The sequence below is a fragment of the Neorhizobium huautlense genome, from assembly GCF_002968575.1.
In the GTDB taxonomy this organism is placed as follows: Bacteria; Pseudomonadota; Alphaproteobacteria; order Rhizobiales; family Rhizobiaceae; genus Neorhizobium; species Neorhizobium huautlense.
In genome coordinates, this window is record NZ_PVBM01000003.1 from 119,692 (window position 1) to 131,741 (window position 12,050).

8 protein-coding genes and 2 pseudogenes are annotated in these 12,050 nt (G+C 58.7%); 6 read left to right on the forward strand and 4 right to left on the reverse strand.

The features are described from left to right. Positions 1–260: 260 nt before the first annotated feature. Positions 261–1,163: a LysR substrate-binding domain-containing protein gene (locus C5L12_RS04590; protein ID WP_105371043.1), complete on the reverse strand. Its 903-nt coding sequence runs from the start codon at positions 1,161–1,163 to the stop codon at positions 261–263. A 141-nt stretch (positions 1,164–1,304) separates the two neighbouring features. On the opposite strand from C5L12_RS04590, the gene C5L12_RS04595 reads away from it, so the two are divergent. Beyond that, positions 1,305–2,183 (forward strand): NAD(P)-dependent oxidoreductase, encoded by an 879-nt coding sequence (locus C5L12_RS04595; protein WP_105370843.1) that lies wholly within the window; start codon positions 1,305–1,307, stop codon positions 2,181–2,183. A 223-nt stretch (positions 2,184–2,406) separates the two neighbouring features. Here the strand turns inward: C5L12_RS04595 and C5L12_RS04600 are convergent, their stop codons facing one another. Beyond that, positions 2,407–2,646 carry a hypothetical protein gene (locus C5L12_RS04600; protein ID WP_105370844.1) on the reverse strand — a complete coding sequence of 80 codons (240 nt, stop codon included), beginning with the start codon at positions 2,644–2,646 and terminating at the stop codon, positions 2,407–2,409. A 191-nt stretch (positions 2,647–2,837) separates the two neighbouring features. On the opposite strand from C5L12_RS04600, the gene C5L12_RS04605 reads away from it, so the two are divergent. Both C5L12_RS04605 and C5L12_RS04610 read left to right on the forward strand, forming a co-directional pair. Next, positions 2,838–3,086: a DUF982 domain-containing protein gene (locus tag C5L12_RS04605; RefSeq protein ID WP_105370845.1), complete on the forward strand. Its 249-nt coding sequence runs from the start codon at positions 2,838–2,840 to the stop codon at positions 3,084–3,086. A gap of 208 nt (positions 3,087–3,294) precedes the next feature. Beyond that, entirely contained in the window at positions 3,295–3,951 is a 657-nt protein-coding gene (locus C5L12_RS04610) for a cyclodeaminase/cyclohydrolase family protein (protein ID WP_157948991.1), read from the forward strand. A 790-nt stretch (positions 3,952–4,741) separates the two neighbouring features. On the opposite strand, the gene gabD is transcribed toward C5L12_RS04610, so the two are convergent. Next, complete coding sequence (gene gabD / locus C5L12_RS04615; RefSeq protein ID WP_105370847.1) at positions 4,742–6,196, reverse strand: NADP-dependent succinate-semialdehyde dehydrogenase; 1,455 nt, start codon at positions 6,194–6,196, stop codon at positions 4,742–4,744. Positions 6,197–6,831: 635 nt separating this feature from the next. On the opposite strand from gabD, the pseudogene C5L12_RS04620 reads away from it, so the two are divergent. From C5L12_RS04620 to C5L12_RS04630, 3 genes and pseudogenes are all read left to right on the forward strand, one after another. Further along, positions 6,832–7,375: pseudogene (locus tag C5L12_RS04620) on the forward strand (TetR/AcrR family transcriptional regulator). A 157-nt stretch (positions 7,376–7,532) separates the two neighbouring features. Beyond that, a pseudogene (locus C5L12_RS04625) lies at positions 7,533–9,205 on the forward strand (IS66 family transposase). A gap of 114 nt (positions 9,206–9,319) precedes the next feature. Beyond that, on the forward strand, positions 9,320–10,537 hold the full coding sequence (locus tag C5L12_RS04630; protein WP_105370848.1) for an MFS transporter: 1,218 nt from the start codon (positions 9,320–9,322) through the stop codon (positions 10,535–10,537). A gap of 61 nt (positions 10,538–10,598) precedes the next feature. On the opposite strand, the gene repC is transcribed toward C5L12_RS04630, so the two are convergent. After that, on the reverse strand, positions 10,599–11,951 hold the full coding sequence (gene repC, locus C5L12_RS04635; protein ID WP_105370849.1) for a plasmid replication protein RepC: 1,353 nt from the start codon (positions 11,949–11,951) through the stop codon (positions 10,599–10,601). Positions 11,952–12,050: the final 99 nt, after the last annotated feature.

The window sequence follows — 12,050 nt, forward strand, 5'->3', positions numbered from 1 at the left end:
GCGTATGCTTGCGCCGCAAGCAGACATCCCATCTCAATCGATAGCGGCCAATGCGTTATTTAGTTTCTCCACGACCTCAACTCGTGCAGGGGCTCTAGGATTTTCTGCATATTTGTCTTTGAAGGGCCTGCCGGAAAGGGAGACTTTGTGTTCGGTCGTCCAAACGGGGTCCAGCATGGTGCCTGTTTCTTCGCCCGTCTCCCTGCAGAACGCGGTTCGAACGGCCACCACGAGCACCCTCCCGAATCCGGGATCGCGGACTAGGGGTCATGAGCTCGGCGAGAGAGTTTTGCGATCAAATAGTCAGCGACTATCCGAACTGAAGGCAGTTGCCCGCGGCGGTGCGGAACGAGTAGCGTTGTCGCCACACCACCTGCTGTCCATTCGGGAAAAATGCGAACAAGTGCGCCAGATTCAATGAGTGGTGCACAGAAACTGCTCGCAAGGCAAGCTACTCCAAGACCAGCCTTGGCTGCTTCAAGTAGCGAGATCGTCTCGTTAGCCGCGTAGCGAGGGAAAGGCGTGACTTTGGTGACCGAGCCTTGGTCATTGCGAAGCGTCCATACCGATTCCGAGGGCGATGCCATCAACCCATCGAGTTCTCTCGCCTCCCCGGGGCGAGAAAACGCACCTTTCTCCCGGATATAGTCGGGCGAGGCGACCAGCCAGACTGGGTCGTCATATATCCGACGTTGTACGAGATCGGCATCGGACAGAGGGGCGAAGTGGTTGCGGATCGCGATGTCAAAACCCTCCTGCACGATGTCCACGAATCTGTCGGAAACGTCGAGCGTGATGCGCATTTTCGGATAGCGCGCGGCGAGGGGTGGAAGCAGCGCCGACAAACGGAATTGGGCAATGGGCAAGGATGCTGTGATCCGGACAGTTCCGCTTGGTTCGGCCAGGCGGCCCTTAATGACATGCTCCGCGGCCTCGGCCTCGATCAGCATGGCGGCGGCATGTCGATACAAATCTCGGCCGATCTCCGTCACGGCGAAGCTCCTCGAGGTTCGTTGAATCAGACGGACCCCGATCTCCCGCTCCAATTCAGCGAGCCGCTTGCTCAGCGTGGATTTGGGAAGGCGCAGCGCGCGACCAGCTGCGGCAAAACCGCCGTGATCCACCACTCGAACGAAGATGAGAAGGTCGTTGAGATTGAGCACTAATCCATCCATCGTTCTGTTTTGAAGACGATGGATCTACGAATAGCCGACTACCCCGCTTTCGTCCAATATTGCATCTTTTCAGCAACCCGCTCCCCCAAAGGGGGCGTCGTGTTGGGACATCGAGGGAAGAATAGATCCATGACCAATATTTCGGTTCTCGGCCTAGGGGCGATGGGGCAGGCGCTGGCCGCTCGCCTTCTCCAACAAGGGCATTCGGTCACCCTTTGGAATCGGACAGCTGGCAAGGCTGGCTTCCTAGTTGCTCAAGGAGCGCGTGAAGTCACCAGCGCAGCAGACGCCATTGCTTCAAGCGATCTCACTGTGATTTGCGTATTGGACTATGCCGCCGCGAGCTCTGTGCTCGATGGTGCGGCCTCGGCGCTCGCCGGGCGTGCGGTGGTCAATGTGACCAATGGCACGCCCGCCCAAGCGCGCGCCACCGCCGAGCGGCTCGCAAGCCTTACAGCCTCCTATCTCGACGGCGGCATCATGGCGACGCCTCCGATGATCGGAGGCGAACATGCCCTGATCCTCTACAGCGGCTCGAAGCCGACTTTCGACGCACATATCGGTACGCTTAAGGCGCTCGGCGCCGCTGCCTATCTCGGTGCCGATGCTGGACTGGCGTCGCTACACGACCTCGCTCTTCTCAGCGGCATGTATGGTCTGTTCGCCGGCTTCTTTCACGCTACTGCCCTTGTCGATTCCGAGGGCATTCACGCGAGGGAGTTTCTCCAGTTGCTTGGCCCCTGGATGACCGCAATGATGGGTGAACTCCCAGGATACGCAGAGAAGATCGATAGCGGCGGGCACGGCCTTAATGTGGTGTCGAACCTCGCCATGCAGGCCACCTCGCTGGAAAATATACTCACAGCCACCCGTGAGCAGGGTGTCGCCACCAGTCTGCTTGCCCCCCTGCTGGACCTGTTTCGAAAACGCGATAGTGCAGGACATGGAGACGAAGACATTTCGGGCGTGTTTGAGCTGATCCGGCGCAGAAGCGGCGCAGGTACCTGAACCCAGAATCGGATAGCGCCGCAAGCCGCGGCAAGTCACGATGCGATCCGTAAGCCCCGCGTGCAGAAATGACGCCGGATAGGGACGCAGACGTCGATATGAAGATCCGGCACGAACTTTTCGATCGACCACCGCGGGAACGCCGGACTTACGGGGCACGTGAGTTAATTCACTATCCTTGGGCCGAGCAGCACCCGGCGCGAGCGCTCGATGGCCGGGCGCCCTAATGTGTTACCTGCGGCTTCTGGAAATTTGCCGCGAGCACCGGATCATCGTCAAGGTGCTGCCACCAAACCGCAGGTTCGATCTGGCCCGATTGCCAGCATTCGACCAGTAGTTCCTGTTCGGTCGAAAGCGGCGGGACCGGGTCCGTAGCGGTGGCTTCGACGTTCGGCCCTACCAAGCCGATTTCGGCAAGGAAGCTTACAAGCGTACCGCGAATGTCCGTATAATGCATAGCCATATCTCGGTCTCCTTTCGGAAGATAACTATCATCGGCGGTGGGGGTTCCTCCCCCGACGCTTCGATCCCCTCGTGGAACGATTCGCGATCCAGTGCATTAGAGTGAGGTCGCGAGGGCGGTCTCCCGTCCCCCCCTTCAGAGATCACAAATCTCCTGCCCTCGCGTCTCTTTTCCTCTGGAGGTAAGGCTGCATGTTTGATGTCGACTGGGCCATTCCCGTTTCTGTCGAGCTTCATGGTGCAGGAGACCACGATCTGATCTTCTGCACCCGAGACGCCGCAAATTGCCTCCTTGAAGACTGGCCCGTCGACGATGGGGAGCATTTTCATCAAGCTCTCCGCACTTTCATGCTGGTGCTCGATGGAAAAGCAGAGCCGGAGGACGCAAGAGACGCATTCGTCGCGGCCGCAGAGGAAGCGGGGCTGGTGGTGATTGATTAGCGCTTAAGCCTTTTTCCGCGTAAGCGCAGGTTTGACCGGGCTGGGTGGCGCATTGCTGTCTTTCCAACATCTTCGCCGACCGGGTAGCATGAACCCTGCCTTGCAACCGACACCTGACCCCAGCGGCCCAACAAGCCTTCCCGTCGAAGCCCCGAACAAAGAGACGCGGGCGTCATCTAGAAGTGAGGTTGACGGAACTTCGACAGCATTGGTTAGTTCGATCCGTTTGCGGTTGGTTCAAAGAGTATTGAAATTGTCATCTGCCCTCGTAGACAAGCAATTCAGAGACATCGTCGAATCCATTGGTCGGCGAGCCCCTGATATACCAGGCAGCACTGCGTCGATTCTGGCCGCGCTCCTTGGTCTCGCGATGGGGAAGATGGCTATTGCGGTATCGGACGACGACAGTGACCGCTTTTCCGACGCCCGGCGGCGATTGGACGAACTTTCAGAACGGCTTACGATATCCGCAGATCGGGATCGGCGCTACTTTCGGCGATATTTAGACGTGCTTTCCGAGGAACCTTCCGATCATGAAGTCAACAATGATAGCGGTCTGCGAGATGCTCAGACGCAGGCGACCGAAGAACCCCTTGCTGCGGCGCATCTTATCGTGGAGGGGCTTGAGCTTTTCCGTGATGTGGCAGGCTCTATAGATCGCAAAGTGGCAAGCGACCTCCATTCAGGCGCCAGCGTCCTAAGCGCGGCTTTCTGCGGAGCGATGATGGCTGCGGAGATCAACCTGCGTCACCAGATTGCAATGCGTCGCCGCACTTTTGGCGAGCGTGCCGATCTTTACCGGCGCCGAGGGGCAGCCCTGGAGCAGCTTGAGAAGGTGGCCGCGGACCTGGATTTTCGTTATTGAAATTGCTTCTTTTCCGAATTCATTCAAGGGGGGTGGGACGCAGGCGCGTCCCAGCCCAAAATCACTCAGCATGCCGGCTGTTGGGTTGCCGCGCTGCCGGAGTTCGACGCCGCCGTACCTGCCGAGCCTTGCTGTGTCGGTGTGGTCTTGCAAGGAGCATTGGTGGATCCGGTATTGTTGGCATTTCCACCCACGCTGCCTGTTGTAGGGTTATTGGCGTCGAGCGACGTTCCTGTACCACCGGCTCCAGAGCCCACGGAAGCTCCTCTGTTTGTTCCGGATCCGGACGATCCAGAACCTGAATCAGTGCCAGAGCCGGAGCCGCCTGATTGAGCGACTGCTGCCGTGGCTAAGCCCAGGGAAAGAACAGTAGCTGCGAGCATTTTGACGAGCATTTTCCGCTTCCTCTTTGTTGTGGTGGTCTCTCGACCGGAGACAAGTGTAACAACCGGCGCTCGCTATTGTTTCAGCGGCTGTCGAGATGGAGAGGAAAAGTTTATCGGCGAACACAAGCGAACCTCGGAGGAGCTTACGGAATACCCAAATCTGCCGGTGTTGGCCCGCAGCTGACGGCAATTAATCGAGAGACCGCGGCGAAGTGGTTTTCCTCCCCCAGTTTCGAACTCAGGCAGCGTGTACGGTGTCAAGCACCACTGCCTTCCCCAGCAGCAGAACGACGTGACCCGACCACACGTCGGCGCTCGTTCGTTCCTCAATGCTGATGATAAGCAGAAGCAGGATGTGCGCGACAAAGCTCGGCAGCCGCGGATGATCGAAGGGTTCCTGTCAATCAGCCTATGCCGCCGAGGCATACATATTTGATCTCAACGAATTCCTCGATGCCGTGGCGCGAACCCTCACGGCCGAGGCCGGAAAGCTTGATGCCGCCGAAGGGGGCTTCGGCAGTCGAGATCAGGCCGGTATTGACGCCCACCATGCCGTATTCAAGCGCCTCGGCGACCCGGAATACCCGGGAAAGATCACGGGCATAGAAATAGGAGGCAAGGCCGAATTCGGTATCATTGGCCTGCGCAATGACATCCGCCTCGTCCTTGAAGCGGAAAAGCGGCGCCACCGGCCCGAACGTCTCCTCCCGCGCCACGGCCATGTCGGCCGTCACATCGGCCAGAACTGTTGCCTCATAAAATGTGCCGCCAAGCGCATGGCGCCCGCCGCCCTGAATGACGCGGGCACCTTTGGATAAGGCGTCGCCGACATGCTCCTCGACCTTTTCCAGAGCCGCCTTGTCGATCAGAGGCCCAAGAACGACGCCCTCGTCGAAGCCGTTACCAGTTTTCAGCTTGCCGACCGCCGTGGCGAGCTTTGCCGCGAATGTATCGTAAACACCGTCCTGCACATAGAGCCGGTTGGCACAGACACAGGTCTGGCCGTTGTTGCGATATTTGGCGATCAGCGCCCCTTCCACGGCTGCATCCAGGTCCGCATCGTCGAAAACGATGAAAGGGGCATTGCCGCCGAGCTCCAGCCCGAGCTTCTTGATGGTCGGCGCGGACTGCCTATAGAGCTCCGCACCAACTTCGGTCGAACCGGTAAAGGTCAGTTTCCTGACGATCGGATTGGCCGTCATCTCGCCGCCGATCTCGCGGGCCGAACCTGTAATCACGCTGAACAGCCCTTTGGGCAAGCCCGCCCGTTCGGCCAGCACTGCCAGCGCGATCGCCGAAAACGGCGTCTGCGATGCGGGTTTCAGCACCATGGCACAGCCGGCGGCCAGCGCCGGGCCGGCCTTGCGAGTGATCATCGCATTCGGAAAGTTCCACGGTGTAATCGCCGCCACCACGCCGATCGGCTGCTTCATCACCATGATGCGCTTGTCGGGCTGGTGGCCCGGAATGAGATCGCCGTAGACGCGTCGGCCCTCTTCCGCAAACCATTCGATAAAGCTCGCGCCATAAACGATCTCACCGGTCGCTTCGGTCAGCGGCTTGCCCTGCTCGAGCGTCAGGATACGTCCCAGATCGTCCTTGTTGGCGATCATCAGGTCGAACCATTTGCGCAGGATCGCCGAGCGCTCCTTCGCGGTCCTTGAAGCCCATTGCTGCTGAGCGGCCTGCGCCGCTTCGATCGCAGCGCGGGTCTCTGCCGCGCCAAGCTTCGGCACTCGGCCGATGATCTCGCCAGTCGCCGGGTTGTTGACTTCTACCGCGTTCGACGGATCGGCATCGAGCCAGCGCTCGCCCACCAGCGCAGCCTCGCGAAACAGTGTCGGGTCGTTCAGTTTCATCGCCTCATCTCCTTTTGATGCGATTCCTGCGGATCGCCGAGAGCCGCCTTCTCCAGAGGAGAACATATTGCCGACCTCCGGCCAATCCAAGCGCCGGCAATCAGGTTGTGCCTTGGGGGGGAATTGAGGCGTCCGATTCTGCCACATAGCGAAAAACGGCATGGTCGAGGGCGGAGGACATCATAAGCTGGTGCCACGACACCGGTACGACGAGTGTCCGCGACGAAGGTGGTCGTCACGGTGTCACAAGGGATGGGCAGGCAGTCGGTGTGTTAGATGGATGTCAGGTTCTCTGCCTGCTCGATCGCTTCGGCTTTTCCGGGGGATATGGCTGCGGAGGGTCCAAATTCCGAAACCATTTCGCCCCGGCGGTTGGCGCCCTGACGGCGTTGCCGTGCCTTAAACGACCGCCATCGAGCGCCGGATGCTCCCCGTTTGCGGAGAACGGTTCGCGACCCGGCTCCCTGCTCGATGACGCGATCACTATAACCGCGACCGGAAGGTAATGACGGAGCGGGGATGTTTTTCGCGGGCGGCCGCTGAAATGACATAGGAATTTCTCCTGAGGCGGCGCGAAATCATCCGCGCTTCCCCCGCGATTTTTAGCGCAAGCCGCGGCAAATTGCGAGGCCGTCATCAACGTCGCAAGCCGGCTGTTTAGAGAGCACGGTTTTGATGGCATCGGATTGAAGGACCTGATGAAAGGTGCGGGCCTCACCCAAGGCGGATTTTATAAGCAGTTCGAGTCCAAGGACGATCTTGCAGCGCTTGCCTTAAGGCGGGCGATGGAAAGCTCGACCGGCAGATGGTCGACCGCCGCGGCCTCGACCCCGGATCCGCTGGAGGCCATAATCCGTTTTTATCTCTCAAAGGATCCTCGAGGGTGAGAAAGGCGATGGTTGCCCCTTGGTGGCGCTCGGTTCTGACGTGGCACGTCGTCAAAGCGAGGAGGTGAAGCTTCCTTTTCAGGACGGCATAAAGGCTCATCTCCAAGTGCTGGACGAACTCATGGACGTGACCGAGGGCTCGGAACCAAGAGGCAAAGCAATGACCATATTGTCGCTCATGGTGGGTGCAGTCACACTCTCCCGCATCCTCGACGAAGGTTTGTCGCAAGACGTCCTCAACGCAGCTGCCGACGAAGTCAGGCGTATTGCGGCCTCTCCAGCAGGAAAATGAGGCGTGCTGTCCGAAGCCCAGGGGCTTTTGCAGCTAGTTATTTTGAGTAGGGCGAAAAGCCCTCCGGCCGCGGCTGCCATATGCGTGGTCAGTAACCGGAGCAAATCCGGTGGCTGGAGGGATTCCTGTTTTCCGTAAATCATGATTCACTGTGTATATGACGAAGCGCCGCCTGCCCATGGTCGAGCATGCCGATACGCTGTCGCTGAAAGCGCTGCGTGAGCTTGTGACGGGTCTGGTCACTCGGGCTGATCGAGCCGACATCCGTATCGAAAAGCTGGAGGCCGAAGACCAAAAGCTTCGCGCCGAAAACGACCAGCTCAGGATCGAGAACACCCGACTGAAGGTCGACAACCAGCTCCTGCGCGATGAGATCGCACGGCTGAAGAACCTGCCGCCACGCCCACCGTTCAGATCATCGGATATGGAAAAGGCGACCAGCGATAAGACGGTTGCCGTCACCGGCAAGCCTGCGCGGCGTCGGGGCCCCAAAAACGACACGGGCAGCGTCACGCGTGAAGAGGTGCTACCGGTCGCGGCTCCGCCTGGATCGCGTTTCAAGGGCTACAAGGATTGCGTGGTGCGCGATCTGGTCGTGCGGGCCGAGGTGGTGCGCTATCGTCGTGAGTGCTGGCTGACGCCGGACGGGCGCACGATCACTGCGCCGCTACCGGCAGGAATTCTGGGTGGCTTTGGACCCAACCTGCGGCGTTTCTGTCTGATGCTGCATAGCCATGGTCAGGTCACGACGCAGCGTTTGACGACCTTGCTCAACGATGTCGGTGTCGAGATTTCCAAACGACAGGTCATCCGGCTTCTGACACAGAAGCTGGAAGGCTTTCATGCCGAGGATGCCGCTGTGCTGCATGCCGGCCTGGTGGCGGCGTCCTATGTGACCGTCGACGACACCGGTGCCCGCCATGCCAACCGCAATTTTTATACGACGCATATCGGAGGCGAGCATTTTTGCGCCTTCCGCACGGCTCCATCGAAGTCGCGGCTGAACTTTCTGGCTCTGCTGCGCGGCAACTATCAGGACTATGTCCTCAACGATGCCGCCTTTACCTTTCTGGAAGACCGGCAGGTGGACCCTGCCCTTCTGGCGCGCCTGAACACAGGCGAGCCGCGGCGGTTTGCCAATCAGGTTCCGTTTCTCAGGCATCTGGCCGAACATGGCATCGACATTTTCGACCGGGACATCATCCAACCATTTGCCGAGGCCGGCATCTGGGGCGCCATCCGCCATCATGGTCTGGTTGGCAATGCGGTGATCGTCTCCGACGATGCCGGGCAATTCCGGGTCGGTACCCATGCGCTCTGCTGGGTCCATGCCGAACGGCTGTTGCATAAGCTGATGCCGGCGACGCCGCGCCAGGTAAAGCATGTCGAGACCCTGCGCGAACTTATCTGGCTGTTCTACAAGCAGCTGAAAAACTACCAGCGAAGTCCCAGCCGACGGGCAGCCCAAGGCCTCAAGGTCCGGTTCGACAGAATTTTCTCCATGCGCACCGGTTATGGCGACCTCGACAAACTGCTGGCTCGCCTGCGCGTCGCAAGGCCGAACTGCTGCGGGTTCTGGAGCGGCCCGAAACGCCGCTGCATACGAATGCGTCGGAAAGAGATCTGCGCGGCTGTGTCATCAAGCGGAAGATCTCGGGCGGCACGGTCAGCCGCGACGGTCGACAGGCGCGCGACAGCATGCTCGGGTTGATGAAAACCTGCCAGAAGCTCGGCCTGTCATTCTGGCACTATCTCGGAGATCGACTTGGGATCAATAACGAAGGGAAGCTCGTTCCACCTCTCGCGGCCATCGTCGCAGCACGCTCATGACACGGGGCTTTGCCCGTGGGCGCTAACTTAAGGTGACGGATGCCGGATGATCTCGATTGACGATGCCAAGTTACCCTATAGGCTGCTAGAAACAGCGAAGGGGATCAACTCAAGATGGCAATGCCGCTTTTGGTTCGTAATCGAAACTATCGCCTGCTTCTGACCGCAGGCACGCTTACAAACCTTGGCGACGGAGTGATTGCCCTAGCGCTACCTTGGCTCGCTACGCTGATGTCACGCGATCCGCTCGCGATTGCTGCTGTAGCAGCCGCCGGCAGCATGCCTTGGCTGCTGTTTGCCTTGCCGTCAGGCGTGATCATTGACCGAACTGACCGCCGCAAGTTGATCGCGCGTGCAGACATGATCCGGGCGGGCATTGTGACCGCCATCATGATGCTCGCTTTGAGCGAGCCGGTGGCCGGGGCCGTTTGGCTCCTAGCAGGCCTTGCCTTTCTTCTCGGCTCTGCCGAGGTAATGCGAGACAACGCAGCTCAAACAATTTTGCCGTCTATTGTCGCTCCAGCAGATCTTGAGGTTGCTAATGGTCAGATGTGGAGCGCAGAGCAACTGATAGGCCAGTTCATTGGCCCCCCGCTAGCAGGCGTACTGATCGGGCTGGGTATCGCGGTGCCTTTTGGCCTGGATGGCGCAGCGCTGGTGTTTGCAGCCGGCATGGTCTGGCTCATTACATTGCCACCTCAACTGACGAACTCTGCGCGGTTTTGGCCCGCTTTGGTTGAGGGCATAAACTGGATGCGAAAAGATCGCCTGCTGTTTAGGTTCGCCGTAACCTTGGGCATGGTGAACTTCCTATTCTCGATGGCCACGACAATCACTATTCTGTTCTCCCAAGAGATTTTGGGGTTGTCGGCCGCCGAGCATGGGCTCTTGCTGTCCGCGGCTGCGACAGGCGCGGTAGCTGGCAGTCTGGGGGCGCCGCTCATCACGAAAGGGATTGGCGCGCAGGCGGCGCTCTACCTCTCGTTCCTGACGTGGGGAATGGCATACGCAGCCATTGGTCTTAGCTCCACGGCGTGGGTCGTCGGCGCAGCAATGGCCTTGTTTATGGCAGCATCCATGCTTTGGAACGTCATCACCGTGTCGTGGCGCCAGCGCCGCATTCCGGCAGAACTGCTGGGGCGTGTAAACAGCATTTACCGCTTCTTCGGCTGGGGATCGATGCCTCTCGGTGCGATAGCTGCTGGCATACTGGTGTCGCTGATCGAGACCGAGGCCGGACGCGAAATGGCTCTTCGCGGGCCGTTTGTTCTGGCGGCCGCCGGCTATCTGGTTTTGTTGGTTTGCGCCCGATTCAAGCTGAGACTGCAGTAGGCGCCTATGGAACTCTGCCCGTTCAGCCAGCCCTGCCACCAAATGTGCCCCGCTTACCTGGTCAATTGGCACTGCAATATTCCGGCGAGACGGTAACGTCTTGCTTTTTCTGAAGTGGCTTTTCGTTGTTAAACCTAAGCGGCATCTCCGTTTCATTACTGCTGGTACCGACTTTTGCGTGAGCCCGCAGGACGGCCATGAGCATCCGGTTTGGAACGAATTGGCGGCGTTCGCATCGCTTGGTCAGATCACGCAGGTATCCCCCCGGCGAATTGATGGATGTGGCCCGCTCGAGGATACAGGCCATAACGATCGCCGTCGTTTCAATCCCCATCGTGGCGCAGGCCTGGGTGTAGGCTGTCTCGCTCACATCGAACATTGAACGCACAACGGCAGCGGCGGCGGCAAGATCGCGCCAGTTTCGGACAGATCCGGCTGGGGCGTAATCGATGATCTGGGGGCATGCTCGAAGCACCAGATCGAGCGTTATCCCTTCGGAAGACGGTGTGTGATTTGGGATATCTTCATCGACATCACGCAGCTGTTCCGTGACTTCGACTTGCTGGTCCAACGGATTTGGAGGTGGAAGATGATCTCGGATGCAGATGTTTTCAGATTCAAAATTGAAGTTTGGTTTTGAATCCTGTTTGTGGCGCTCATTCTGGGATTCATTGGCGCTCAGATTCTGAATTTTAACTTGTGACTTCAAGCTCTTAACGACGAAGTGATGAAGTTCGTTCATCTGCCGCCGAATTGGCTGAAGGGTTTCTAAGGTAGGGTTGCGAGGGATCTGAGAGGTAATTGTGCGAAATTCGGCCAACATATCATCCCAATCTCCGGGAAGTGCTTCGGCAATGGCAGTCGCGAGCAGCTTGGAGATATCGCGCCGGCAGATGCTGATCTGTTCTTTGGTTGCTTTGAGATTTTCTCTGTCGGTTACGATCTCGGCAGCAAGGCAATCGATTTCAGACGCTCTGGCGAGCAGAGGCGCAAGGCTGAAGCCGAAAACCTCGCTGATTTGCCCGCTCCGTGCACGCCGCGCGTAACGTTTTCCATTTGGACTATCCTTGCGGAAAATCAGGCCGGCCTCGATCAGCATGGAGAGATGCCTGCGAAGAGTTGCGGGCGTCATCCCCCTTGCCCGGAGAGAGAGCTGAGCGTTTGAGGGGAAAACAACAAGGCTGCTGTCTTGGCTGAGTTCGTCCGCCGGATAAAACGTCAGGAGCGCATCAAGAACGGTCAACGACCGGTCACTGATCCCCAAGGCTCGGCGGGCTTCGCAGACCGATCGGAATAGTTTCCACTTGTTCCGGCGCATTCCAGGTTCGATCTGGTCGGCGAGATGCTGATTTGCCAGCATTCCAAGCGACATCGATCGCCGCCCGAAGGGCGTCGTTATAAATTCATGCCTCATTTGCCTTCACCTTGGTTTAGGCAAAAGAAATCCACCCGCCCGAAAGGCGCCAAAACTCTTGACAGTGATTCTCGGAAATGCGATTCTCGAAGCTGTCGA